This window comes from Paraburkholderia sp. WC7.3g, assembly GCF_050436345.1.
In the GTDB taxonomy this organism is placed as follows: domain Bacteria; phylum Pseudomonadota; class Gammaproteobacteria; order Burkholderiales; family Burkholderiaceae; genus Paraburkholderia; species Paraburkholderia podalyriae.
On sequence record NZ_JBNDMA010000001.1, the window covers coordinates 607,035 to 631,028 of the forward strand.

General features: G+C 62.9%; 21 protein-coding genes. 5 read left to right on the forward strand and 16 right to left on the reverse strand.

Features of this window, described 5'->3' with window-relative positions; genetic code table 11:
* Positions 1 to 70: 70 nt before the first annotated feature.
* Positions 71 to 1,240 carry a bifunctional 2-methylcitrate synthase/citrate synthase gene (prpC, locus tag OKW43_RS02875; protein WP_429445112.1) on the reverse strand — a complete coding sequence of 390 codons (1,170 nt, stop codon included), beginning with the start codon at positions 1,238 to 1,240 and terminating at the stop codon, positions 71 to 73.
* 237 nt (positions 1,241 to 1,477) lie between these two features.
* Here prpC and prpR point away from each other — a divergent pair, with 237 nt between their 5' ends.
* Entirely contained in the window at positions 1,478 to 3,436 is a 1,959-nt protein-coding gene (prpR, locus tag OKW43_RS02880) for a propionate catabolism operon regulatory protein PrpR (protein ID WP_429445114.1), read from the forward strand.
* A gap of 319 nt (positions 3,437 to 3,755) precedes the next feature.
* Here prpR and OKW43_RS02885 read toward each other — a convergent pair whose 3' ends face one another.
* From OKW43_RS02885 to OKW43_RS02900, 4 genes are read right to left on the reverse strand one after another with little or no spacing between them, the layout of a single operon-like run.
* Positions 3,756 to 4,487, reverse strand: coding sequence for an immunity 52 family protein (locus tag OKW43_RS02885; RefSeq protein ID WP_187633226.1), 732 nt, complete (start codon positions 4,485 to 4,487; stop codon positions 3,756 to 3,758).
* A gap of 7 nt (positions 4,488 to 4,494) precedes the next feature.
* Positions 4,495 to 5,118: a restriction endonuclease fold toxin 5 domain-containing protein gene (locus tag OKW43_RS02890; RefSeq protein WP_187633227.1), complete on the reverse strand. Its 624-nt coding sequence runs from the start codon at positions 5,116 to 5,118 to the stop codon at positions 4,495 to 4,497.
* Entirely contained in the window at positions 5,118 to 5,462 is a 345-nt protein-coding gene (locus OKW43_RS02895; protein WP_429445117.1) for a hypothetical protein, read from the reverse strand. Before OKW43_RS02895 ends, OKW43_RS02890 begins: the two co-directional genes overlap by 1 nt.
* Positions 5,449 to 5,958 carry a DUF4123 domain-containing protein gene (locus OKW43_RS02900; RefSeq protein ID WP_429445119.1) on the reverse strand — a complete coding sequence of 170 codons (510 nt, stop codon included), beginning with the start codon at positions 5,956 to 5,958 and terminating at the stop codon, positions 5,449 to 5,451. Before OKW43_RS02900 ends, OKW43_RS02895 begins: the two co-directional genes overlap by 14 nt.
* 479 nt (positions 5,959 to 6,437) lie before the next feature.
* Between OKW43_RS02900 and OKW43_RS02905 the strand changes: the two genes are divergently transcribed.
* Positions 6,438 to 7,796: an MFS transporter gene (locus tag OKW43_RS02905; RefSeq protein ID WP_429445121.1), complete on the forward strand. Its 1,359-nt coding sequence runs from the start codon at positions 6,438 to 6,440 to the stop codon at positions 7,794 to 7,796.
* 242 nt (positions 7,797 to 8,038) lie between these two features.
* Positions 8,039 to 8,371 (forward strand): hypothetical protein, encoded by a 333-nt coding sequence (locus OKW43_RS02910; RefSeq protein ID WP_187633231.1) that lies wholly within the window; start codon positions 8,039 to 8,041, stop codon positions 8,369 to 8,371.
* A gap of 12 nt (positions 8,372 to 8,383) precedes the next feature.
* Here the strand turns inward: OKW43_RS02910 and OKW43_RS02915 are convergent, their stop codons facing one another.
* From OKW43_RS02915 to OKW43_RS02940, 6 genes are all read right to left on the reverse strand, one after another.
* Positions 8,384 to 9,574, reverse strand: coding sequence for a glycoside hydrolase family 53 protein (locus OKW43_RS02915; protein ID WP_429445124.1), 1,191 nt, complete (start codon positions 9,572 to 9,574; stop codon positions 8,384 to 8,386).
* A gap of 163 nt (positions 9,575 to 9,737) precedes the next feature.
* Positions 9,738 to 11,702, reverse strand: a complete 1,965-nt coding sequence (locus OKW43_RS02920) for a beta-galactosidase (protein WP_429445126.1) — start codon at positions 11,700 to 11,702, stop codon at positions 9,738 to 9,740.
* Positions 11,703 to 11,762: 60 nt separating this feature from the next.
* Positions 11,763 to 12,614, reverse strand: a complete 852-nt coding sequence (locus tag OKW43_RS02925) for a carbohydrate ABC transporter permease (protein WP_429445128.1) — start codon at positions 12,612 to 12,614, stop codon at positions 11,763 to 11,765.
* A 27-nt stretch (positions 12,615 to 12,641) separates the two neighbouring features.
* The gene (locus OKW43_RS02930) at positions 12,642 to 13,547 is read right to left on the reverse strand and encodes a carbohydrate ABC transporter permease (protein WP_187633235.1); all 906 of its coding nucleotides are present in this window, start codon (positions 13,545 to 13,547) and stop codon (positions 12,642 to 12,644) included.
* A 78-nt stretch (positions 13,548 to 13,625) separates the two neighbouring features.
* Positions 13,626 to 14,879, reverse strand: coding sequence for an ABC transporter substrate-binding protein (locus OKW43_RS02935; RefSeq protein ID WP_429445130.1), 1,254 nt, complete (start codon positions 14,877 to 14,879; stop codon positions 13,626 to 13,628).
* 117 nt (positions 14,880 to 14,996) lie between these two features.
* The gene (locus OKW43_RS02940) at positions 14,997 to 16,136 is read right to left on the reverse strand and encodes an ABC transporter ATP-binding protein (protein ID WP_429445132.1); all 1,140 of its coding nucleotides are present in this window, start codon (positions 16,134 to 16,136) and stop codon (positions 14,997 to 14,999) included.
* Positions 16,137 to 16,340: 204 nt separating this feature from the next.
* On the opposite strand from OKW43_RS02940, the gene OKW43_RS02945 reads away from it, so the two are divergent.
* Positions 16,341 to 17,357: a LacI family DNA-binding transcriptional regulator gene (locus OKW43_RS02945; protein WP_187633238.1), complete on the forward strand. Its 1,017-nt coding sequence runs from the start codon at positions 16,341 to 16,343 to the stop codon at positions 17,355 to 17,357.
* Between the two features lie 144 nt (positions 17,358 to 17,501).
* On the opposite strand, the gene OKW43_RS02950 is transcribed toward OKW43_RS02945, so the two are convergent.
* Positions 17,502 to 18,830, reverse strand: coding sequence for an MFS transporter (locus OKW43_RS02950; protein ID WP_429445135.1), 1,329 nt, complete (start codon positions 18,828 to 18,830; stop codon positions 17,502 to 17,504).
* Between the two features lie 295 nt (positions 18,831 to 19,125).
* On the opposite strand from OKW43_RS02950, the gene OKW43_RS02955 reads away from it, so the two are divergent.
* Positions 19,126 to 19,494 (forward strand): hypothetical protein, encoded by a 369-nt coding sequence (locus OKW43_RS02955; protein ID WP_429445137.1) that lies wholly within the window; start codon positions 19,126 to 19,128, stop codon positions 19,492 to 19,494.
* Between the two features lie 41 nt (positions 19,495 to 19,535).
* Here OKW43_RS02955 and OKW43_RS02960 read toward each other — a convergent pair whose 3' ends face one another.
* From OKW43_RS02960 to OKW43_RS02975, 4 genes are read right to left on the reverse strand one after another with little or no spacing between them, the layout of a single operon-like run.
* Positions 19,536 to 19,874, reverse strand: coding sequence for a hypothetical protein (locus OKW43_RS02960; protein ID WP_429445139.1), 339 nt, complete (start codon positions 19,872 to 19,874; stop codon positions 19,536 to 19,538).
* Positions 19,875 to 19,910: 36 nt separating this feature from the next.
* Complete coding sequence (locus tag OKW43_RS02965; RefSeq protein ID WP_429445141.1) at positions 19,911 to 20,996, reverse strand: sugar-transfer associated ATP-grasp domain-containing protein; 1,086 nt, start codon at positions 20,994 to 20,996, stop codon at positions 19,911 to 19,913.
* A 2-nt stretch (positions 20,997 to 20,998) separates the two neighbouring features.
* Positions 20,999 to 22,381 carry an undecaprenyl-phosphate glucose phosphotransferase gene (locus tag OKW43_RS02970; RefSeq protein ID WP_187633491.1) on the reverse strand — a complete coding sequence of 461 codons (1,383 nt, stop codon included), beginning with the start codon at positions 22,379 to 22,381 and terminating at the stop codon, positions 20,999 to 21,001.
* Positions 22,382 to 22,425: 44 nt separating this feature from the next.
* Complete coding sequence (locus OKW43_RS02975; RefSeq protein WP_429445143.1) at positions 22,426 to 23,946, reverse strand: mannose-1-phosphate guanylyltransferase/mannose-6-phosphate isomerase; 1,521 nt, start codon at positions 23,944 to 23,946, stop codon at positions 22,426 to 22,428.
* Positions 23,947 to 23,994 lie beyond the last annotated feature (48 nt).

Genomic DNA, 23,994 nt, shown 5'->3' on the forward strand with positions numbered 1-23,994 from the left:
GGCGGCGTCGGGCGGCGCTGCGCTCGCGCGCCGGCCAGACAGTGCGGGTAGTTTAGCTCGCGGCCTCAGCTCAAACGCGCTTCGCCAGCGGCACGAACGGCAGATCGTCCGGTCCGGTGTAATTCGCGCTCGGCCGAATGATCTTGTTGTCGACGCGCTGCTCGATGATGTGAGCGCTCCATCCTGCCGTGCGCGAGATCACGAACAGCGGCGTGAACATCGCGGTCGGCACGCCCATCATGTGATACGACACCGCGCTGAACCAGTCGAGGTTCGGGAACATGTTCTTCGCGTCCCACATTACCGATTCGAGCCGATCGGCGATCGAGAACAGCTTCAGGTTGCCGGCCTTGTTCGACAGGTTCTTCGCGACTTCCTTGATGACCTTGTGGCGCGGGTCCGAGATCGTGTACACCGGATGCCCGAAGCCGATCACGACTTCCTTGTTCTCGACACGGCGGCGGATGTCCGCTTCGGCTTCGTCGGGCGTCTGGTAGCGCGACTGGATTTCGAACGCGGCTTCATTGGCGCCGCCGTGTTTCGGGCCGCGCAGCGCGCCGATCGCGCCGGTGATCGCCGAGTAGATGTCCGAGCCCGTGCCCGCGATCACGCGTCCCGCAAACGTCGACGCGTTGAACTCGTGCTCCGCATACAGGTTCAGCGACACGTGCATCGCGTCGACCCACGCCTTGGACGGCGCGACGCCATGCAGCAGATGCAGGAAGTGGCCGCCGATCGAATCGTCGTCGGTTTCGACCTCGATGCGCTTGCCGTTGTGCGAGTAGTGATACCAGTACAGCAGCATCGAGCCGAGCGAGGCCATCAGCTTGTCGGCGATATCGCGCGCGCCGGGCAGGTTGTGATCGTCCTTCTCCGGCAGGACGGTGCCGAGCACCGACACGCCGGTGCGCATCACGTCCATCGGATGCGCGGCGGCCGGAATCCATTCGAGCGCGGCCTTCACGTTGGCGGGCAGGCCGCGCATCGACTTCAGCTTCGTCTTGTACGCGCTCAGCTCGGCCGGCGTCGGCAGCTTGCCGTGGACCAGCAGATAAGCGACTTCTTCGAATTCACATGCGCTGGCGATATCGAGAATGTCGTAGCCGCGATAGTGCAGATCGTTGCCGGTCTTGCCGACCGTGCACAGCGCGGTGTTGCCCGCGGTCACGCCGGACAGCGCGACGGATTTTTTCGGCTTGAATGCACCTGCGTTCGGCGTGCTGTTGTCTGCTTCGCTCATCGATTGTCTCCAGAAAGGGTGGGAATTTGGGTCACAGCTTCGATTGGGCCACCTTGTACGCAAGGAACGGGCCAGCCTGCGGACCGCCGGCTAAGTGCCTGATTTGACGCTAGTCTCGTCAAACGATCATGTGACGCGCCGCCTGCTCGATTTCATTAATGAAATTGCGAATTTCAAATCGGCAATGAATGCTCGCATAATGGAGATCCCAACCTACCCCGCCGCGAGCCGCCCACCTTGAGCACGCCTCTTTACGAACCGCCGCAGCGTCCGCGCGTCTGGGCGCTGAGCATCAGCCGCCTGCGCGATCTGTTCCTCGACATCGCCGGCGAATATGTGGAACACGCGGATGTTCGCATCGTGTCGCACGCCTTCGAAGACGCGGTGCGCGAAATCGAAGGCGCGGGCGCCGCGCGGCCTGACGTGGTGCTCGCGGGCGGCTCGAACGGCGCATATCTGAAAACGCGCGTGTCGGTGCCGGTCGTGCGGATCAGCCCGACCGGCTACGACGTGATGCATGCGCTCGCCCGCGCGCGTCGCGAAGGCGCGCGCGTCGCGCTCGTCACGCACGGCGACACGCCCGACGAAGTGCGCCGCTTCACCGCCGCGTACGCGCTCGACGTCACGCTCGCGTCGTATCAGTCGGCGCAGGACGCCGAAAGCGTCGTGCTCGATCTCAGCGATCGCGGCATCGACGTGGTGGTCGGCCCGGGCCTCGTCACCGACCTCGCCGCGAACGCGGGCATGGGCGCGGTATTTCTGTACTCGCGCGCGTCGGTGCGGGCTGGCTTCGACACCGCGCTGGAAGTCGCGCAGGCGACGCGCCGCGAAACCGTGCGACGTCAGCGGCTCGACACGCTGTTGCAGCATCTGCGCGACGGCGTGGTCGCGCTCGATGCGCAAGGCCGCGTCGAACTGATGAACCAGCGGCTCGCGGGCGTGCTCGGCATCGATGCGGCAAAGGCCGTCGGCCGCGCGCTGCTCGAACTCGCACCCGATCTCGCGGGCAGTCTGCCCGACGCGAACGGCGACAGCTTCTGCACGGTGCGCGGCGCGAGCTACGTCGTGCATCGCGGGCCGCTCGCGAGCAGCGGCGCGGCGCCGGGCACCGTGCTGACGTTCCAGGAATCGCGCGCGGTCGAGCGGCTCGATCGCACGCTGCGCGCGCGTCAACGCGTGCAGCAATTCACCGCGCGCTATCGGCTCGACGATATCGTCGGTGCGTCGGAATCGATAGAACGGGTGCGCGCGCAGGTCACGCGTTATGCGAGGTCGGACGCGACCGTGCTGATTCTCGGCGAGAGCGGCACTGGCAAGGAGATGGTCGCGCAGAGCATGCATCAACTGAGCGCGCGGCGCGACTTTGCGTTCGTCGCGATCAATTGCGGCGCGTTTCCGGAGGCGTTGCTCGAAAGCGAACTGTTCGGCTACGAGGAAGGTGCGTTCACCGGCGCGCGCAAGGGCGGCAAGGCGGGGCTGATCGAAGTCGCGCATCGCGGCACGCTGTTTCTCGACGAGATCGGCGAGATGCCATTGCCGTTGCAAAGCCGCCTGTTGCGCGTGTTGCAGGAGCGCGAGGTCGTGCGGCTCGGCTCGACGGAGCCGATGCGCGTCGATATTCGCGTCGTCGCGGCGACGCATCGCGCGCTGACTGACCGCATCGCGGCCGGCAGTTTCCGCGCCGATCTGTACTACCGGCTCAACATTCTCAGCATCGCGTTGCCGCCGCTGCGTGAACGACCGAACGACCTGCTGCCGCTCGCCGCCGAACTGTTGCGCCAGGCGGCCGTGCGCGAGCCGAGGCTGGCGGCGCGCGTGCCCGACGCGGATACCGCCGCGCGCATGCTCGAAGGTTTGGGCGCGGCGTTGCGGCGCTATGCGTGGCCGGGCAACGTCCGCGAGTTGCAGAACGTGATCGAGCGGATCGTGGTTGAACTCGCGGATAGCGATGCGGATATGGAGGCGAGCGCGGCGCTCGTTACGCGCGACATGCTGCGCGCGCTCGCGCCGGAAATCGTCGAACCCATTGCGCGCGCGAAGCCGGCGGCGCTGACGCTGCGCGAGCGGAGCCGTCATGTCGAGGCCGGTGAAATCCGCGCGGTGCTCGCGGCTCACGAAGGTGATCGCGATGCGGCTTGCGCCGCGTTGGGGATCAGCAAGACGACGTTGTGGCGCAAGTTGAATGCGGGGCGGTAGGTTGGGCGTGGTTTGAAATGCTACGCGGGAACGCTGTGCCGCGACGCTTTCGAATTCCCGGTCGAAAGCAGGAACCAGAGACCTAATGGCTTTATGTTCACCGGGATCGAGTTCATTGGCGTTGCGGGCTATGGTCAGTCGTGGTGGTGCCGGTTGCCTGCGTGATCGCCTTGGCATAGCCCCTTCGAAGCGGGGCCCTGTTCATGTGCTTACGCCCTTGAGCCCGAATCGCTGGAATCAAGGCCTAACGGCGAAAGGCCCGCTCGCCGGGCCTTTTCGCAGGAAAAAGCCCCGCTGAAGCGGGGGTAAAAAGCCGAACTCAGAGATCAACGAAACGCGGCAACAGGTCCTGATCGGCGAGGCGGATTTCGATATCGTTTGCCGCCTTGACGTGCTCCCGGTTATTCACATCAAAGACTTCATCCGTCACACTGACGATGATCGTGCCTTGCTGCTTGCCATCGCGCATGACAGGGATTAAGTCGCGCGCTTCGGGCACCTGGGCCACTGAGAGAGCATGCGGCAAGTAGAGCATCCAGCTTACGCCCGGGCGGTCTTCGAAGACCTGCATTTCGAAATACTTGCGGGGGCCGAACGTCACGTAGAACGGATCGTAGATCTCAACGACCTTCGCAATGACTTCGGCAACGGATCGACATCCGCCGAGCCGAGATGATGCCGGGTTTTTTTCATCCACAGCTAGTTCAAAAGATTGGGGCAAAAGCCTACCGCCATCGATTGAAATCGAGAATGCCGCCCCACCTTCATCTGTCTGGATGCCATTCCAAATTCCGATGGTCTTTGGCGCACCTTCACCTTTGCTCTTATAGCGGTCAGCAACTTCATTAATTGCTTCTTTTGTCGGCCGATCGTCTTGATAAACACGATACTTTAGCGCCTCCCTAAGATCGCCTCCTTTGAGATACCAGCTTTCAAGCAACCGGTCCTTCCGCGCCAGCAATTCAATAACCGGCGTGAGACGTTCGATATGAAAGAAAAAATCTCGGCCGGGAATGTTGTCAGGGTCTTGATGTTGCGAAAACAGGTTCATAGCCGACTCACGGTTGATAGATAGAGGAAACTCCGTTAGCTGCGAGCGTTCGCAGCATATAAGCGCGGGTCTTCGGCGTCTGAAAGTACCACATTAGTTTCGCAGGAAGATTGGCGCGCACAATCGCCCCCTGCGTCTTTATCTGATCCTGCATCGAATCGAAACCCGTGAAGAAGCGCAATACTTCCCCGTCCTCCCGTATGAACTGATCATAGTTTCCCTTCGCTTCCTGCAAAAGGCATTGCGAGTGCTGAAATCCATCAAAGTCTGTGGCAAACCATTCCCACTCCATATTCCAGCCCTTGCTGGTTTCGCGGCCTTTTCCGTCAGTCGTTATCCCGTATTCGTATCCGGTGATACGGGCCTGATAGCGACGCGGCTCAGGGTTCATGCTGTGGTTCCTTTCTACCTTTTTACCGCCTTTCTCGGGCGGGCACTTGCACGGCCTTTCGCGTTCGCGCGTCCGGTCACGCGGGAGCTCGCCCCATCCGCCGTCTGAATCCGCGCCAGTGCCGCTGCTACCCGCAGGACCAGCAGACGGTGCGGCGCTGGAAACCGGAACAGGCATAGGCATTGCCTGCGCCATTGCGTTTGCTGCGTTTCCGAGCGTCGCCGGGAATGGAATACCCATCAGCGTTTCTCCTTCATTTCCTGTTGTCTTTTACCCGTTGCCTGCATCAACATTTCGAATTGCTGGTCACCCGGAACGCCTGATTTGTGCAGCCATGCTGCGACCGCCGGAATCCTGTAAAACCCGGGCGTAGTTGCTTCCACATACAGGAAATCGACTATCGGCGCGTCATGCGTAAAGCGGAGTACCTTGGTTCGCGCGAAGGCCACGTTAAGCCGGTCGCGCAAGGTCGGATCATTGGCCAGTGCGGGATAATCGCGCACGATATGACCACGGATAAAGTCTACATAGTTGCGGTCTTCATAGGCTTTCAGAAGCGCCCATTGCCCTTCAGTAAATTCCATTGTCGTTGATGATGAATCGTTGTCTTTCGTTGAGGTATTGCCACGCGTCGGCAGCCCTGAAAAGCTCGCGCTCGCTCTTGCCGTGGCATACCGCATTGAGCGCATGCAACACCCTGGGGTCCCAGAAGCGCAGCAGGGCGGATCGTCCTTTCGGGATTCCGGTATCCAGGTGCGGGCGCAGCTTTGCGGCCTGCCTCTCCAGGCTCTCTGAGGTAATCAGCCAGATCACGCCAGGGCGGGCCTGTTCGAGTTCGCCCAGGTCCGCAAGATGCTCGCGCGCCGTCTTCGGATCAACCAGCCACGGCCCCGCGTGTGCGAGTGCCATGTCGTTCGTTGAATACGACTTCAGCGTATCGAACGGAAACCATTCGCCGGTTTCGGCGTTCAGCGCCATTGAGGACGGCATTGGCGGGAAGTTTGAGTAGATGGAATAGGTGATACGGCAAAGCAGGCATTCTTCCTTGCCTGCGGTTTCATCCTGTTTCTGTTGTCCCATTTGACCTCTTCTGATTTTCCAGAAAACGTCCGACGAATTAACCATCTAAAACGCGACACGGTCAACGACTTTAATTCGAGATAAAACCGTTTTGACAGATATTCACAATTGCCCTGCCTATCTCATTTTCAGTGCATCGGATCATGAGCCCCAGCAGGTTGTTCAGCTTCGCCACAGCCGACACCTGCGGCGCATCCGCCGGCTCCCGCCCGCCATCGCGTGGCTCGGGTATTCCCCCGTTGACCCGATCGATTTCATTCCTTACAGTGGCGCGCGTTCGCATAAAGAATCGTCGTTCCCTATACGAACAAAACTTCGTCGTCCGGCGCGGTTTCGTCAAGCCGATCCGTGCGGGTATGATTCATTGCCGAAGCACGGCCAGTTGACCCCGCGCAGGCATCGTGCGCCGCTGCCAGAGGCGTACAGTCTTAAAGAAGAATAGCTCGTCGTGTCGGGCCTTTCGCTGTCAGGAGACCATCATGAACCGCAGCCCCGCTGTGAACGTTCAAACCTTCATCAACGAGCATCCGTTTTCGCCGTTCCAGTGGCTGATTTTTTTCATGTGCTTCATCATCGTCCTGCTGGACGGTTTTGACACTGCTGCGATCGGCTTCATCGCGCCTTCGCTGATCACCGAATGGGGCATCGGCAAGCCCGCGCTCGCGCCGGTGCTGAGCGCCGCGCTGTTCGGGCTCGCGTGCGGCGCGCTCGGCTCGGGTCCGCTGTCCGACCGCCTCGGACGTCGCTCGATGCTGGTCGGCGCGGTGCTGCTGTTCGGCACCGCCTGCCTCGCGTCGGCGTTCTCGACCGGCATCGAGCAACTGACCGTGCTGCGCTTCGTCACCGGCGTCGGTCTCGGCGCCGCGATGCCGAACGCGGTCACGATGATGGGCGAGTACAGCCCGGACAACCGTCGTGCCACCGTGATCAACCTGATGTTCTGCGGCTTTCCGCTCGGCGCCGCGTTCGGCGGTTTCCTCGCCGCGTGGATCATTCCGCATCTGGGCTGGCGCAGCGTGCTGATCCTCGGCGGCGTCACGCCGTTGCTGCTGTTGCTGCTGGTGCTCGCCAGGATGCCGGAGTCGGTCCGCTACATGGTCGCGAATAACAAGCCGGCCGAACGGATTCGCGCGGCCCTCGCGCGCATTTCCGGCGACGCTGTGCAGGCCAGCGCGTTCACGATGACCGAAACCGCGCCGCAAACCGGCGGCAAGGGACTCGGCGTCGTGCTGTCGCGCTCGTACATCGTCGGTTCGGTGATGCTCTGGCTCGCGTACTTCATGGGCCTCGTGATCTTCTATGCGTCGATCAACTGGATGCCGATTCTGCTGAAGGACGCCGGTCTCACGCCGCAACGCGCGACGCTGATCTCCGCGCTGTTCCCGCTCGGCGGCGTCGGCGCAGTACTGGCCGGCGTGCTGATGGACCGCTTCAACGCGAACCGCGTCATCGCGGTGTGCTATGCGCTGACCGCCATCAGCGTGTACTTCATCGGGCAGGCCGCCGGCAACGTGGGCGCGCTCGTGCTGATCGTGTTCATCGCCGGCGTGCTGATGAACACGGCGCAGTCGTCGATGCCGGCGCTCGCCGCCGCGTTCTACCCGACCGCGGGCCGCGGCACGGGCGTCGCGTGGATGCTTGGCGTCGGCCGCTTCGGCGGCATTGCGGGTTCGTTCCTCGTAGCCGAGCTGGCGCGCCGGCACTTCTCGTTCGGCGGCATCTTCGCGACGATCGCGGTGGCGGGTCTGGTGTCGTGCGTCGCGCTGCTGATCAAGCAGGCGGCACGGCCGCAGGCGGCGGGAGTGGGCGCGTCGAAGACGGAGTCGTTCGGGCATTGAGCGTACGATGACGCATGCGCGCCAACGGACCGACAACGGTTCGATCGAGTGGTGATCGGAAGCCGCCCTGCGATTCGCAGGGCGGCTTTTTGTTTTGGTGGCTGCGGCATTGTGATCCACGGCAGCAAAATGCACCGCGCGCCGCTTCCCGATACACTACGCAGCTATTCACAGGCGCGCAGCCCGGCACCGCGGCCACCGCCGCTTCCGCGCCGCCGCCGTCTCATCTCAGGATTCCGGTAATGAAACGCGTAGTCGTACCCGCGCTCGTCGCGCTGTGCGTCGCGCTGCCGGCCGCTCAGGCCGTCGCGCAGAGCGTCAGCGATCAATGTTTCGCGCTCGGTGACATCGCCGGCCAGGTCGCGTCGTGGCGCGCCCACAAGAAGACCAAAGCTCAGGCGCTCGAGCAGGCCGCCCGCTATTACAAGGACCCGTCCGATCGCGCGGCCGTCGACGCGATCATCGAAAAGATCTACAGCCCCGACGCGCCGCACATGACGCCCGATCAGGCGAGCATGGCGATCACGTCGGAGTGCGTGAACCGGCACAAGGGGCAGGCTGCGCCGGCACAGTAACGCCGACGTGCGCTAGCGCCGGCGGAACGCATCCAGCGACGACAACGCATTGCCGTGGAAATCGAACAGCGTGTTGTTGTCCCACTGATCGCCGGCGCCGACTTTCCAGCCGACGTTCGGCGTCGGAATCCACTCGGGCTCCCACCAGAACACGCCCTTGCCGTGGCCGTCGGGGATCGCATTCACGATGTCGGTCACCGCGCCGAGAAACTGCGCCTGGCCGGCGGGCGTCTGCGGGTACGGCGAAGTGCCGACGTTGGTCATCGAGTCCGGTTCCGAATCGCCGTCGCTGGTCGTCCACGGATACGCGGTCTCGACGACGATCACATCCTTGTCGTAGCGTGTCGCAAGGTCGTTCACGTTGCCCTGCAGGTCGCTGAACGAGCCTTGCCATTGCGGGTAGTACGACAGGCCGATCACGTCGAACATGACGCCACGCTGCGTCATGCTGTCGAACCACCAGCGGCTCGTCGCGTTGTTGCCGCCGCTGTCGATATGCAGCATCACCTTGATGCGCCCGTCGACGGATTTGACCGCGTCGTGCCCTGCCTTCAACAGCGCCGCGAGGTTATCGAGCTGATCGTACTTGCCGAGCGGCCACAGCATGCCGCCGGTGATCTCGTTGCCGATCTGCACCCACTCGGGATGCACGCCGTCGCGCTCAAGCATCTGCAACACATTCGATGTATACGCCGACAGCAGCGCGCAGGTCTCGGTGATGTCCTTGCCGGCCCAGTCGTGCGGCGGGTACTGCTTGCCCGGATCGGCCCACCAGTCGCTGTAGTGGAAGTCGATCAGAATGCGCAGGCCGAGCGCGGCGGCGCGGCGCGCGAGCATGCGCACGTGCCCGGCATTGTTCCAGCCGGCCGCGGGACTCTGATTGGCCGGAAAGAAGTCAGGATTGCCGGGGTCATTCCACACCTTGATACGGATCGAATCGACGCCGTGACTCTTCAGAATCTGCAGGCAGTCGTGCGCCTCGCCATGCTCGTAGTACTTCGCGCCATTCGCTTCGAGTTCGAGCAACGTCGAGACATCCGCGCCCATCGCGAAGCGGCTCGCGCGCGCGGCGGCGTCCTGCGCCGTGGCGTTGCCGGGCGCCCCACCTTGCTCGGCCGCAACTGCGGGCGCGCCGAGCGTCGCACCGACCCCCGCCGCCGCAGCGGCGCCCGCCAGCCATCCCAGCATTTCTCTTCGGTTCATCCGTCATCCTCCATCGATTAAATGGCGGCTCTTTGCGGGCCGCCTGGTCCTGGTTTGATGCGTCCGTGTTGCAACCTACGGGTTTTGAACTGCGAGTTTTCAGGCTGCTGCTACCGCTTCCTCCCTGGTTGACTTCCTGACGTGACGTGACAACCACACCACGTCACGCGTCTTTCCACACGCAAACGTCGCCGGTATTCAGGCGCGGCTCGCCGAGCACGAACGTCGCATTGCGCGGCGCAGGCGCCTGCACCGGTTGCGCGCCGAAATTGAATGCGAAGGTCAGGCCGCCGCGGCGGCGAAGCCGCAGCCCGTCGGCCAGCACCAGCGTAGCGAGCCCGGCATCGTGCGCCGCCTGCCGCAACACCGCGCGATGCAGTTCATGCGACAGCCAGCCGGCCACATAGCGCACGTTGCCGTGCGTCAGCAACGCGGGCCACGCATCGTCGAAGCGAGCGGCGATGCGTGCCTCGCCATTGGCGCGCACATGCTCGCGCCAGTGCAGCGCGTGGCCCTCTGTGCCATCGATCGACAGCGCGGGCGCAAGCGTCGGCCGCAGCGTTTCGGCTTCGAGCACCTGGATCGGCAGCACGCGCTGCAACGCACCGGGCGGCAGATTGCCGGGAATCGCGAACGCGTCGGTTTTCGAGCCGCTGCGCGGGCCGAACACCCATTTCGCGTTCGAACGCGCGATCTGCTCGACGAGCGCGGCGTCGATCACCGCAAGACTCGGCACGACGACTAACTGGTAGCCCGACAGATCGGCGCGGCTCGACACGATATCGAGATCGAGTCCGAGTTCGCGCAGCGACTCGTAGTAGTCGAACGCGAGCGTCTGATAGTCGAAGCCCTTGCCGTGGCGCTGGATTTCGAACATCCACTGCGTGTCGTAGTCGAATACCAGCGCGGTAGCCGCGTGCGCGGGCGCGGCGAGCGTCGACAGGACCGTACTGCCCGCGATTTCACGCGCGGCCCGTTGTACCTCCAGCCCACCCGGCGACAGTTCGTTGTTGGGCAGATTGAGCCCGGAATGCATCTGCTCCTGCGCGTACGGGCACTGGCGCCACCGGAAATACGACACCAGCTCCGCGCCATGCGCGAACGCCTCGTATGCCCACAGCCGCACCATGCCCGGCGCGGGCACCGGATTCCACGGCGCCCAGTTCACCGGACCGGCCTGCTGCTCCATCACCCAGAAACGACCGCCGCCAACGCCCCGATAGCGGTCGTGATCGAACGCCGATACGTCGGGATGCCCGGTGCGCGCGAAGCGCGCCTTCTGCTCCTGCGGCAACGCGATCGATTCGGTGCGCGCGATCGGATAGCTGTCCCATGCGGCGACGTCGATCGCGTTGTCGGCGGCGAAACGATAGTGATCGAAGGTCGTGAAAAAGCCCATGAAGTTGTGCAACAGATCCGCGTTCGGCGCATGCTCGCGCAGCACGTCGATCTGCTCGCGATGGAAGCTCGCCACCTCGTCGGACATGAAGCGGCGGAACTCGAGCAGATGGATCGGATTCGCGTCGGTGGGTGTCAGCGTCGGCAGGCCGATCGCGTCGAACGACGGGTACTCCATGCTCCAGAACACGTTGCCCCACGCGTCGTTCAACGCGCCGATCGTTTCGTAGCGGCGCGCAAGCCACGCGTGAAAGCGCTGCAACGCCGCGGCCGAATAGCTCGGCACCGTGTCGTGGCAGCCGAGTTCGTTATCGGTCTGCCATGCGACGATCGACGGATGCCGTCCATAGCGCTTTGCCATCGCGGTGACGATGCGCACGCATTCGCGCCGGTACGTGTCGCTCGAAATGTCGTAGTGACGCCGGGAGCCGAAATTCCAGCGCGTGCCGTCCGAGCGCACCGGCAACGCGTCCGGATGCGCGTCGACGAGCCACTTCGGCGGCGACGCGGTCGGCGTGCCGAGCACGAGTTTGAGGCCCGCTTTCGCGAGCGTTTCGATCGCTTCGTCGAGCCATTGCCAGTCATATTCGCCGGCGCGCGGCTCCATGCGGCTCCACGCGAATTCGGCGATCCGCACATGCGTGATGCCGAGTTCGACCATACGTTGCGCGTCGTCGGCCCACATCGCGCGCGGCCATTGTTCCGGGTAGTAGCAGACACCAAGTTGCATGTGAAAGTCTCGTGGTGAGTTGACGTCGAGCCGTCGTTTCAATCGTGTTTCAAGCGGCGTTTATCCCTTGCTCGCCCCGAAAGTCAGTCCGGCGACGAAGTGCCTCTGCATCCCAAAGAACATCAGCACCGAAGGCAATGCGGCCAACACCGAGCCCGCCGCGACCAGGTTCCACGCGGTCGTCCATTGTCCTTTCAGCGCGGCGACGCCCACTGTGATCGGCGCGGCGTCGTCGCCTTGCGTGAGGCACAGCGCCCAGAAGTAGTCGTTCCACACGAACGTGAACACGAGGATCGCGAGCGCGGCGAGCGCGGGACGGATCAGCGGCAGCACGATACGCAAGTAGATCGTCCACTCGCTCGCGCCTTCGACGCGCGCGGCCTCGATCATCTCGAACGGCAGCTGCTTGATGAAGTTGCGTAAAAACAAGGTGCAAAAGCCAGTCTGGAACGACACATGAAAGATCACCAGCGCCCACACGGTGTTGAACAGGCCGAACTTCAGCGCCATGTCGCGCACCGGAATCATCAGGATCTGGATCGGCACGAAATTGCCGGCGACGAATGCGAACAGCACGGCCGTGTTGCCCGGAAAGCGGTACGTCGCCAACGCGAAGCCCGCCATCGACGCCAGCACGATCGCGCCGACTACAGACGGCACCGTGATCAGCACGCTATTGGCAAAGTAATGCAGCATCGGCGTTTGCGTGAGCGCGGTGCCGTAGTTTTCCAGTAGCGCGAAATGTTTCGGCCACGTCCAGTAGTCGCCCTGCGACAACTCGTCGGTCGAGCGGATCGACGTCAGCAGCACGGCGAGCATCGGCAGCAGCCAGATAAACAGCGCAAGCGGCAGCGAGGCCTTGTAAAGCGTGCGATTCAGCGGTTTCCAGCGTTCGACGGGAAGCGGATACATGACCTTGTACTCCTGAGGTTCAGGGAATCAGCGTTCCTCGCGCAGCATGCGGCGCAGATGGAACACGATATAGACGAGCATGATCGCGAACAGCACGACCGCAATCGCGGCGGAATAGCCTTCGCGGTAGTATTTGATCGCCTGGTCGTACATGAAATAGGCGAGCACGGTAGAGCTGTCGAACGGACCGCCGCCACTCATCACCGCGATCAGATCGAAGCTGCGCAGTGCGCCGATCACGGTCAGCACTACCGCCATGAAGGTGGCGGGCCGCAATTGCGGCAGTATCACGTGCCACAGCAGACGCAGCCCTTGCGCGCCTTCCATGCGCGCGGCCTCGACCACTTCGGGATTGATACCGGTAAGCCCGGTCAGATACAGCACCATGCAGAACGGCGTCTGCGGCCACAGCGCGGCGAAGATGATGCCGAACGTGACCGTGTGAGGATCGCCGAGCACCGGAATGCCACGGCCGACGATCAACCGCAGCAGCCCGAACGTCGGGTCGTAGAACCAGCTGAACACGAGACCCACCACGACGCCCGACAGCACGAACGGTGCGAAAAACAGCGACTTCACGACACGCATGCCGCGCACGTGCTGGTTCAGATACAGCGCGAACAGCAGACCCAGAGGCGGCGCGAGCAGAAACAGCGCAAGCCAGATCAGGTTGTTCTTTAGCGCCGTATAAAACGTGTCGGACTGAAACAGCTCGACGTAATTGGCGAGACCCGCGAAGGTCTTCGGCGTCATGCCGTCCCAGTTGTAGAAGCTCAGCGAAATGCTGCTGATGATCGGATAGATCACGCACAGCGTGAACAATGCGCAGCCCGGCAGCAGAAAGAAAAATGCGGCGCGATGCTGATGACGGCGCGTCGTCGAGACGCGACGGTGCCGCGCCGCGGGCAGGCGGCGCGCTGCGGTATGAGACATGGAACGGCCTCGTCGGAAATCGAAGGCGGAATCTGGGCGCTGAAGCCGGCCGCGATCACGCGACCGGCGCGGCGGGACTTACTTCTGGTAGATGCGCTTGCGCGTCGCTTCGAGATGAGCGAGCACGCCGTCGAGTTGCGACGGATCGCTGTAGAACTGCTGCATGCCCTTCATGCCTTCGTCGGCCATTTCCTTTTGCATATCGCGATCGTAGAACTGCGCGATGCCGCCCTTCGTGTTCGCGAGCGTCTGGAAGCCGACCTTCGAAATCGCATCTTCAGGCGGCGCCGCCTGGCTGTTCGACGGCAAGGTTCCCCAGCCCTTCGCAAGTTCGGCGTTGATCTTCGGCGTCTCCATGAACGCGAGCAGCTTGCGCGCGTCCGCCTTGTTCTTTGCCTTTGCCGGAACCAGCAGTACGTTGACGGGACCATCCTCGGCCATCGGTACATTTGCGTCGATCACCGGGAAGCGGAAAAAGCCGATCTGATCTTTAATCGACGGCGGGAAGCTCGCCGAAAAGAAGGTGCCCATCAGCATCATCGCGGCTTTGCCGTTGTTGAGGATCGGGCCGATCGAATCGACGTCGTACGACAGCGCGTTCTCGATGAAGTCGTGATTGTCGAGCAGGGTCTTCCACGTCGTGTAGACCTTCTTCACGCGCGGATCGGTGTATGGAATTTCGCCGGCCATCAGCTTCTGGTGGAATTCGTTGCCGTTGATGCGCAGATCGAGATAGTCGAACCAGGCGGCAAGCGTCCAGCTATCGCGCGCGGCCACCGCGATCGGCGCGACGCCGATTGCCTTCAGCTGCCTGTTGGCTTCGAGCAGTTCGTCCCATGTTTTCGGCTCGCTCTTGATGCCGGCCTTCTCGAACAGATCCTTGCGATAGAAGAAGCCGTACGCGTCATAGCCAAGCGGCGCCGCATACTGCTTGCCCTTGTACGTCGACGCTTCCTTGACCGACGCATACTGCTGCGACCAGCCGTTCTTCGCCCAGTCCGAGCTCAGGTCCTCGAGCAGACCGCGTTGCGCGTAATACGCCATCCGTTCGCCGTCGTGCCACGACACGACGTCGGGCGGATCGGTGGCGAGCCAGCCGCCCATCTGCACCTTGTACGCTTCCTCGGTCACGTAGGTGATTTTCAGGTCGATGTCGGGATTGGCTTTCTTGAACTGGTCGAATGCGTCCTGCCAGGTCGAGCGCTGATTACCACGGGCCGATACGTTGACGTTCAGCGTGGCCGCGTCGACTGCGGCGCCGCCGAGCGCGCCGGCCACCACGGCGGCGGCGATCGACACCTGTGCAAAACGGCGAAGGCGAAGAGCGATCATCTATGTCTCCTTGTCTACCTTGTTGACCGGCTACGCAACGTGGCCGGCGATGTAACCCGCTCTATGGCGGAATTCAGTCTGGCGAACCATCGATGCAGGTCCGCCGTCGTCGATCGATCAGGCGGCCGCGCGTTCCGGTTCGAACGTGCTACGCCGCAGCGCGAGTCCCTGTTCGTCGAACAGATGACAAGCAGCGGGCGGAACCCGCACGCGGATGCGCTCGCCCGCGCCGAGCGGCGTATCGCCGGGCGCCTTCGCGATCAGCGTGCCGCTCGCATGGTCCGCGTGAATATAGCTGTGCTCGCCGAGCCGTTCCGACAGAACGATCGAGCACGGAATAAACTGCTCGTCGCCGTCGAGCCGCAGATGCTCGGGACGCACGCCAAGCGTGACGCGCTGGCCGCGTTGCAGCCGTTCGCCATCGACGTGCGCGACCAGCTTTCCCACGCCCGCCGCAAACGACACCGTCACGCGCCCCGGCTCGATCGATTCGACCGTCGCCTCGATGAAGTTCATGCGCGGCGAGCCGATAAAGCCCGCGACGAAGCGCGACTTCGGGTGGTGATACAGTTCGAGCGGCGCACCGCTCTGCGCGATGCTGCCGAAGCACTCGGCATCCGCGCCCGCATGCAGCAGCACGATGCGATCGGCGAGCGTCATCGCTTCGACCTGGTCGTGCGTCACGTAGACGACGCTCGCGCTCGCGAAGCGCTGATGCAGACGCGCGATCTCGACGCGTGTCTGGCCGCGCAGCGCCGCATCGAGATTCGATAGCGGCTCGTCGAACAGAAACACGCCCGGCTCGCGAACGATCGCACGGCCGATCGCGACGCGCTGCCGCTGCCCGCCCGACAGCGCTTTCGGATGCCGCTCGAGCAGGCCCTCCAGTTGCAGAATCCGCGCGGCTTCGCGCACCTTGCGCTCGATCACGTCCTTCGGCTGTTTGGCGAGCTTCAATCCGAACGCCATGTTGTCGAATACGGTCATGTGCGGAAACAGCGCGTAGCTCTGGAACACCATCGCGACGCCGCGTTCCGCAGCCGGCACGTCGTTGACGAGTCGCCCGCCGATATGCAGTTCGCCTTCGCTGAGGTCTTCGAGACCGGCGATCATCCGTAGCAAGGTCGACTTGCCGCAGCCCGAGGGGCCCAGAAACACGCAGAACTCGTGCTGCGCAATTTCCAGATTCACGCGCCGGATCACCGGCGGATGGTCGCCGTAGGCTTTTTGCACATCGCTCAAATGAATCGTCGCCATGCTGTCTCCGCGTTGATTTAACCGCTTAAATTTTCGTCGAAATAAAATGCCGGGGCCTTGTGCCGACGGCATTTAATCGCTTAAATTCGAGTGCGACGGAAAAAGTCATGGCGGGTGTCTCCGTTGGGTTTTCGAGAAAGTTAGCAATGTCGCAGACCGTTTGCAACATTTGAAGTGTCCTCCCTAAATATGGGATAAGCCAACATGGTCACGCTGTCCGAAGTCGCGAAACGCGCGCAGGTTACCGCCGCCACCGTCTCCAACGTGCTTCGCAATCGCGAGAAAGTCCGCCCTGAAACGGCTGAGCGCGTATTGCAGGCCATCGCCGAGCTCGGCTATCGGCCGAACCTGAATGCGCGCGCGCTTGCCGAAGGGCGTTCGTCGACGCTCGCGCTCATGCTGTCGAACATCTCGAACCCGTTTTACCCGGAGTTCGTGCTCGCCGCCGAGCGCGCGGCGCGCAAGACCGGCCATTTCCTGATGGTCTGCAATACCGACGACGATGCCGAGATCGGCCGCGCGTATCTGAACCAGATTGCCGGCACGCTCGCCGACGGCGTGCTCGTGATGAACACGGACATCACGATCAACGACCTGTGCGCTTCGGCGACGCATAGCGCGCCGATTCTGCTCGCCATGTGGGAGCACCCCGAGTCGCCGCCCGCGCTACCGTGCATCGCGGTCGACTTCGCGCGCGCGGGCGAGCTTGCCGCGCGGCATCTACTCGGACTCGGCCATCGCGAGGTTGGCTTGCTGATCGGAGACGGCTGCGGCGGTTTGCAGGACGCGCGCTCGAACGGGTTTCGCGCCGCGATGCGCGCGTCCGGCATCGAAGCCGACGCGGCCGCGGTGCTGCAGATTCGCGATTCGATCGACGCCGGCTTCGCCGCCTGCATGGAGCTGATGGCGAACCGTCCGCAACTGAGCGCGATCTTCGCGACCAACGACCTGCTCGCGATCGGCGCGATACAGGCGTTGATCACGCTCGGCCGCTCGGTGCCCGACGACGTGTCGGTGATCGGCATCACCGACATTCAACTCGCGCATCAGGTGCATCCCGCGCTGACGACGGTAGCGATTCAAACCGCGGCTGTCGCGCAGTTGTCGATCGAGAGTCTGATCCGTTTGATCCAGACGCCGGAGCGGCAGCCGACGATGGTGCTCGGGCCGCCGCCCGAGCTCGTGGTGCGCGCATCGACGGGACCGCGCAAGAAACGATAAAGCGTTGGCTCATGCGCTGCGCCGCCATGCGCGTGACGATGTCGAACGCTTTCTGCGTCGCGCTGTCCGGCATCGAGCCAGCGCGCCTGCGCGGTCGGCTGATTCCGCGCAGGAACCGGCGCATCACCCCAGCGATGCAGCGGGTCATCGATTCGATTCGCGCGGCGTGAGGTTGTCGGCGAAGCGCAATTCGCCGCTCGCATTCGTGTCCGTATGAGCGCCGGCCGCGTCGAGCGGAATGTCAGGCCGCATGAAGAACGTCGCGACGATGCCGAGCGCGAGCAGGCCGAGCGAGCCCGCGAACGGCAGCGTCCAGCTGCCCGTGCGGTCCACGATCAGACCGAACACGATCGGCGTGAAAATCCCCGCGATGGCTGAACCCGCATTCACGAGCCCGCTCGCGACCCCGACGTGCCGCGGCGTAATGTCCATCGGCACGGCCCAGATCGGCCCGATCGTCATTTCGAGGAAGAAGAACGACAGGCTCATGCACGCGGTCATGACCGGCAGCGACTTCACGACCATCACCGGCGCGAGGAACACCAACGCGCCCAGAAACGCGCAGATGATCACGTTGCGGCGCGCCGCGACGACGTTGCGCGTGCGCTTGAGCACGCGGTCGCTCAGCACACCGCCCGCGGTATTGCCGACCACGCCGGACAGAAACACGCCCGCGGAGAACATCGCCGAGCTTTTCAGATCGAGGCCGCGGCCGTGCATGAAGAATGTGGGCAGCCATGTGAAGAACAGCCAGCCGGTCCAGCCGTAGCAGAAGTAGACGAGCATCGTCGGTGCGATGCGCTTCAGCAGACGCCGCCACGGCGTCGGCTCACGCGCCGATTCGACCGCGGATTGACGGACAGGTGGCAATGTCGATTCCTGCTCCGCGGTCATATGGCGATGCTTGCGCGGGTCGTCGGTGAAATACCACGCGTAGACCACGACCCACACGAAGGTCAGCGCGCCGACCGCGAGAAACGACACACGCCACGACGAATACGCGACCAGCAGCGCGATCAGCGGAGGCGTGATCGCATTGCCGAGCCGCGAGAACGAATGCGTGAGGCCTTGCACGAAGCCGCGCCGGTTCGAAGGGAACCAGTTGGTCAGTGCCCGCGCCTGCGCGGGCAGCGCCGCGCCTTCGCCGATGCCGAGCAGCAGCCGCGCGCCGAACAGCGACGCGAGCCCGCCCGCGAGACCGGTCGCGACCGTCGCGACGATCCAGATGCTCGCGCAGGTCACGAGCGTGAGTTTCGCGCCGAAGCGGTCGCTGACCCAGCCGCCAATCACCTGGCACAGCGCGTATGTGTACGCGAACGCGGCGAACACGAGGCCGACGTTGGTATTGCTCAGATGCAGATCGTCGCGGATCAGCCCGGCCGCCGCCGACAGGTTGACGCGATCGAGATACAAGATGAACGACATTGCGCACATGAGCGCGAGAACCGCCCGGCTGACCTTGGGTCGCAGCATCGTCTCCTCCGGATTGTCGCGTGAACCCGCGCCGATGCTCCGACGCTGGCGTCCGCTATGGCCTGTTTTGTGCGGACATTATCAGGAGCCGGGTGATAGTTGACTAATGAATTGTTTGGATACACCGATCACCGGGGGTTATCGGTTTCATCCTTCGCCCATAGCCAACCGTTGACTGTCAGGTGTAGCTTGGTGGCCCCGTTGTGGGTTTTCGGGAGTCGTACAAAGGCCATCAGCACCGACGCAGTACGGCGCAAATTAATCAACATCATTCGCTCACGCCATCTCGACCAATATGACATTCGGTGAAACCGGTAAAACCATGAGGGTACGATTCCTGACCTTCGGCCTGCTGCTCGCCAGCGCGCATGCGATGGCATCGGGGCGGGCGATCCTAACAGCGGATCAGGCAGCGGACCGGGCAGCCGAAGTCACCCAGACCTACCACCTATCCTCCAACCGCACCCAATGCCTGCTGTTCGACGTATCGGACGAGAAAAGCTATTTCATGGTCGGCGTTCACGAGAAACATACGCCCGAATGTGCCGGCGATCCGAATACGGCGCCTGTGCTCTTCTTTATGAAGTTACACAAGCGAGATGGCTATATCGTTACCAATCGACGTGATGGAGAACATTTCGCGCCACTCCCCCGCAAACCGTGATCCAGGACCCGCCATCATTGCCGAGGCGGGCTCGTACCGGGTCATGCATCGTCCTTGCCCGTGCGCGCGACGCTCAGCAGTTCTCTGACGCGTCGCGCGAGATTGGCCAGCCCACCGCCGCCAGACCGCGCGACGGCCTGTTGTTTGTGCGGCATACGTTGCAGATCGTGCCAGTCGTCATCGAGCGCTCTTGCGTGGGCGTCGGCGCTATACGGCCATTCGACCACCACCGCGCGCAGGCGGGCGGCACGCGAGCTTCTGTCGGCACGATCGATATACGCATTGATCTCCGATGCCTCGCTCCGCGCCGCTTCCTCCGAATCGACGGCAATGAAGTCGTTCAGTCCTTCAATGTGGACGCACCATAACTGTTCGCTCACGTCGTGTCTCCCGCTGCGTTTTTTTGGCCTGCCCGATCAGCCTGGCGGCAGCCGTGCAGACTCGGGTTCGGCTCTGAGCCGTTCCCAGTTCAGATCCGCGAAGCACGGACCTTGCGTAGCCTCACTGAATTTGACGTCGTTGTGCTTGCCGTTCCACTCCATCACCTTGACCTGGTCGTTCGCATCGACCGTGACGTCCCAGCCGATGCAGCGCGCAAATGGAATCTGCCTGTGCAGGCGTAGTACGGTGGTCATGCATTTGTCGAAACACGGAATCTTTACACCCGCAAAGCGCGCGCCCGAGTCTGGATGCGCATCCACCGCCCCCCAGTCGCTCATATACCCGTCGTCGCACAACTCGCCCGTTTCGAGTTTGACCGGCACGCATACCTCGCGATCGCTCAGCACATGCGTATCGTCCGCTCTGCCGAGCCGCAAGTAGCAGGCCCGAATCGAAATGCGGCCGGCGTCGTCCACCACGGTCGTGAAGCGCAATGTCGCCACGGGCTTCGAAGCAAACGTAGTGAACAGACGGTGCTGGTCGATGAACGTCTGAATCACGCCATTGCCGAGCGACCGGATGACCGCCGGGTCGAAGTTGGCGCGGTCGAAGAAATAGACGCCATTGCCCTGACCGGAGCCGTCGAGCTTGAATACGACGCGCTCGGCATGCTCGAACACGACGTCTTTCAGATCGCGCTCGGGCACCACGACGCTTTTATCCGTAAAGAACAGCCCATTGGCAAAGTACGCGACGTCCGGCAATTCGTCGCCGTCGAAGATCAGCCGTGAAATCGGCTTCAGGCTCGAAATCTTGCCGTACCAGCCTTGCAGATGCGGCACGACGACGATGCCGTAGTAGTTGTCGGGAATCCAGCCTTCCTTGAACGTGCCGCGAAACGCGGTATAAACGCGCAGCCAGGGTGCGTAGACCGCGTCGCCGAACACGTCTCGCGCGTAGGTGTCTGCAAGCCGCAGGTTGTTCGGATCGGGTTTGCCGTACCTGCTTTCGAGTCGCTGCAATATTTTTCTCGCCTGCAAACCGTGATCATGATGGAAGCGGTACAGCGAAACCCGCTTCGCGGTTCGTCTCACTACCTTCTCAACGCCAGATAGCATCATGCTCAGTATGCGTTTGGATGATGAAGTCCCTTGAAAATCGTGGCCAGAATGATCTTCACGTCGAGCCAGAACGACCAGTTGCGCAGGTAGTACAGATCGTGTGCGACGCGGCCCTCCATCTTTTCGAGGCGATCGGTCTCGCCGCGATAGCCGTTGATCTGCGCCCAGCCGGTGATGCCGGGTTTGATCCGATAACGGTGGATATAGCCCGACACGATGTTCTGGTACAGAACGTCGTGTTCGAGCGCATGCGGACGCGGCCCCACTACCGACATATCGCCGCGCAGCACGTTGAAGAACTGCGGCAGTTCGTCGAGACTCGTGCGGCGCAGGAACGCGCCGACGGTCGTGATGCGTGGATCGCCGCGCGTGGCCTGTTCGAGAATGCCCGGCTTCTGCTCGTGCAAGCGCATCGTACGGAACTTGTAGATCGTAAATACGCGGCCGTCCGCCCCTTTGCGGCGCTGCCTGAAAAACACCGGCCCGCGCGAACTCAGTTTGACGGCAATCGCGCAGCCCAGCAGAATCGGCGCAATCGCGATCAATGCGACGAGCGCGAACAGACGGTCGAACAGTTCTTTCTGCACCAGCGCATTCGGCGGCAGCGGCGACGCGGCGAGATTGATCGTCGGCAAGCCAAGCAACTCGGTCATGCTCCCTTCGAATAGCGCGAGCGTGCGCACGTCGGGCATGAAGCGCACATTGATCAGGTCGTTGCGAAACTCCGCGGCCAGCTTGAGAATCGCGCGCTCCTCGGTGAGCGGCAGTGCCAGCCACACTTCGCCGATCTGCTGTTCCCGCACGTAGCGCGCGAACTCGGCCTGCTGTTCGAAGACCGGTACCGACGAACGCGGCGGGATGCAGCAGCCGGGATGCAGGTTATACAACGCATTCGCGCGAAAGCCGGCGGCGGGCGACATCTCGATCTTGCGGATGATCTCATCGCAATGTTCGCCGCACGCCGCCACCGCGACGTGTTGCAGATTGATCCCGGCGTGGCGCATGCGGCCGAGCAGCGCATGCGTGGCCATCCGGCCGGCCATCATCGCCGCGCCCGAGATGCCGGTCCAGTACACGAACCAGAGCCGCGACACGAAGTCGATCTGGTGCAACGAGAACATCAACGCCATCGCGCAAGCCTGGACGACGAGCCAACCGAGCGCCACATGGCTCGCGAGCGCTCTTTTCGAGCGGCCGCGCCACGACTCGTAGACGCCGAGCGCCGGAAAGACCGCCAGAGCAAACGCCGCGGCGAAGGCGACGAACGCGAAGTAGAAGTTTCTTTGCGAGCCGCCGTCGAAGCGGATCTGCGAGGCCGCGCAGGCGCCCCCCACAATCATCGCGACGTCGAAAATTCTCGCCAGTAGACCGCTTAGCAAGCGCATCACAGCCCCCTCATAGCCGGTATCGGGTCGACTCCGCGGCATCATCAGTCACAGCGCCCGTACTTGTCGTCGAAACGGACGATGTCGTCTTCGCCGAGATAAGTACCCGACTGCACCTCGATGATCTGCAGCGGCACCCGGCCCGGATTTTCGAGCCGATGGCGAACACCCAACGGGATGTAGGTCGATTCGTTTTCGCCGAGAAGAAACTGCTCTTCTCCGCGCGTGACGAGTGCCGTTCCGCATACCACGACCCAATGCTCGGCGCGATGATGATGCATCTGCAACGACAGGCGGCCGCCTGGCATCACGACGATGCGCTTCACCTGAAAGCGATCGCCATGATCGATCGAGTCGTAAAAGCCCCACGGGCGGCGGACTTTTCTGTGCGCATCGGCTTCCGGAGATTTTTCGCGTCTGATCCGCGACACGAGTCCCTTGACGTCCTGCACATGCGAGCGATCCGCGACGAGCACCGCGTCGTCGGTTTCGATCACGATCATGTTGTTGGTGCCGACGCAGGCAAGAAGCCTGCCTCCTTGCGAGCGTGCATATGTCGCGGTGGCCCCTTCAAACAGCACACGGCCGCTCGCGGCGTTGCCGCAGTCGTCCTTGTCCATCGCTTGCCAGACGGCATCCCACGAGCCGAGATCGGACCAACCTGCTTCGAGCGGCACCACCACGCCGGAAAACGCCGACTCCGGTTTGCCAAGCTGCTCCATCACCGCATAGTCGATCGAGTCGGACGGAGAACGCAGAAACCCGTCAGCGTCCGGCATGATGCATTCTTCAGTCTTCTTCGCATCGCGGCACGCCTGAACGCAGGCCGCGTGCATGTCCGGCTGAAACTGTTCGATGATCGATAGCCACACCGACGCGCGTACCACGAAGATGCCGCTATTCCACCAGTAACTGCCCGATGCGACGTATTGGGCCGCGAGTTCCGCCGCAGGCTTCTCGACGAAGCGCTCGATGCGGCGCGCACCATCGGGCAACGCATCGCCGAGGCGGATGTAACCAAAGCCCGCGTCGGGCCGTTCAGGCGGCACGCCTAGCGTGACGATCGCGCCGTCGCGCGCATGCGTCGCGGCGATGTCGAGCGCGTGATGAAGCGCTTCCAGATTCGCGATCGCATGATCGGCGGGCATCGCGACGAGGATCGCGTCTTCGTCTTCCGCGCATGCCGTCAGCGCGGCAAGCGTCAGTGCCGGCGCCGTGTCGCGACGGCCGGGCTCGACCACGATCCGCGCGTTCACGCCGATCTCGCGTGCCTGTTCGTAAGTGGCGAAATAATGCTCGGTGCCGCAGACGATCACGGGATCGGCCGCGATGTTCCATGCGCCATCGAAACCCGCCATGCGCCCCATCGTCGCTTGCAGCAAAGTCTGATTGCCGATCACGTCGATCAGCTGCTTTGGAAACTGTTCGCGCGACACCGGCCACAACCGGGTGCCGGAACCACCAGCGAGAATCACCTGCACGAGCGTCGGAAACTCCAACTCGGCAGAGTCCGGCCGTATCGTTTCGACATCCAGCGCGGCCGCTGCCGCCGTAACCTTGCCCATTGCCAACTCCTTCGCATTGAAACCGCCCAGGAACGCCTCTGCCTGGAC

Excerpts from the sequence above, each read along its gene's own strand:
- prpC (WP_429445112.1), bottom strand. The coding sequence starts at position 1,240 with ATGAGCGAAGCAGACAACAGCACGCCGAACGCAGGTGCATTCAAGCCG.
- OKW43_RS02885 (WP_187633226.1), bottom strand. The coding sequence starts at position 4,487 with ATGAACCTGTTTTCGCAACATCAAGACCCTGACAACATTCCCGGCCGA.
- OKW43_RS02890 (WP_187633227.1), bottom strand. The coding sequence starts at position 5,118 with ATGGGTATTCCATTCCCGGCGACGCTCGGAAACGCAGCAAACGCAATG.
- OKW43_RS02895 (WP_429445117.1), bottom strand. The coding sequence starts at position 5,462 with ATGGAATTTACTGAAGGGCAATGGGCGCTTCTGAAAGCCTATGAAGAC.
- OKW43_RS02900 (WP_429445119.1), bottom strand. The coding sequence starts at position 5,958 with ATGGGACAACAGAAACAGGATGAAACCGCAGGCAAGGAAGAATGCCTG.
- OKW43_RS02905 (WP_429445121.1), top strand. The coding sequence starts at position 6,438 with ATGAACCGCAGCCCCGCTGTGAACGTTCAAACCTTCATCAACGAGCAT.
- OKW43_RS02910 (WP_187633231.1), top strand. The coding sequence starts at position 8,039 with ATGAAACGCGTAGTCGTACCCGCGCTCGTCGCGCTGTGCGTCGCGCTG.
- OKW43_RS02915 (WP_429445124.1), bottom strand. The coding sequence starts at position 9,574 with ATGAACCGAAGAGAAATGCTGGGATGGCTGGCGGGCGCCGCTGCGGCG.
- OKW43_RS02920 (WP_429445126.1), bottom strand. The coding sequence starts at position 11,702 with ATGCAACTTGGTGTCTGCTACTACCCGGAACAATGGCCGCGCGCGATG.
- OKW43_RS02925 (WP_429445128.1), bottom strand. The coding sequence starts at position 12,614 with ATGTATCCGCTTCCCGTCGAACGCTGGAAACCGCTGAATCGCACGCTT.
- OKW43_RS02930 (WP_187633235.1), bottom strand. The coding sequence starts at position 13,547 with ATGTCTCATACCGCAGCGCGCCGCCTGCCCGCGGCGCGGCACCGTCGC.
- OKW43_RS02935 (WP_429445130.1), bottom strand. The coding sequence starts at position 14,879 with ATGATCGCTCTTCGCCTTCGCCGTTTTGCACAGGTGTCGATCGCCGCC.
- OKW43_RS02940 (WP_429445132.1), bottom strand. The coding sequence starts at position 16,136 with ATGGCGACGATTCATTTGAGCGATGTGCAAAAAGCCTACGGCGACCAT.
- OKW43_RS02945 (WP_187633238.1), top strand. The coding sequence starts at position 16,341 with ATGGTCACGCTGTCCGAAGTCGCGAAACGCGCGCAGGTTACCGCCGCC.
- OKW43_RS02950 (WP_429445135.1), bottom strand. The coding sequence starts at position 18,830 with ATGCTGCGACCCAAGGTCAGCCGGGCGGTTCTCGCGCTCATGTGCGCA.
- OKW43_RS02955 (WP_429445137.1), top strand. The coding sequence starts at position 19,126 with ATGACATTCGGTGAAACCGGTAAAACCATGAGGGTACGATTCCTGACC.
- OKW43_RS02965 (WP_429445141.1), bottom strand. The coding sequence starts at position 20,996 with ATGATGCTATCTGGCGTTGAGAAGGTAGTGAGACGAACCGCGAAGCGG.
- OKW43_RS02970 (WP_187633491.1), bottom strand. The coding sequence starts at position 22,381 with ATGCGCTTGCTAAGCGGTCTACTGGCGAGAATTTTCGACGTCGCGATG.
- OKW43_RS02975 (WP_429445143.1), bottom strand. The coding sequence starts at position 23,946 with ATGGGCAAGGTTACGGCGGCAGCGGCCGCGCTGGATGTCGAAACGATA.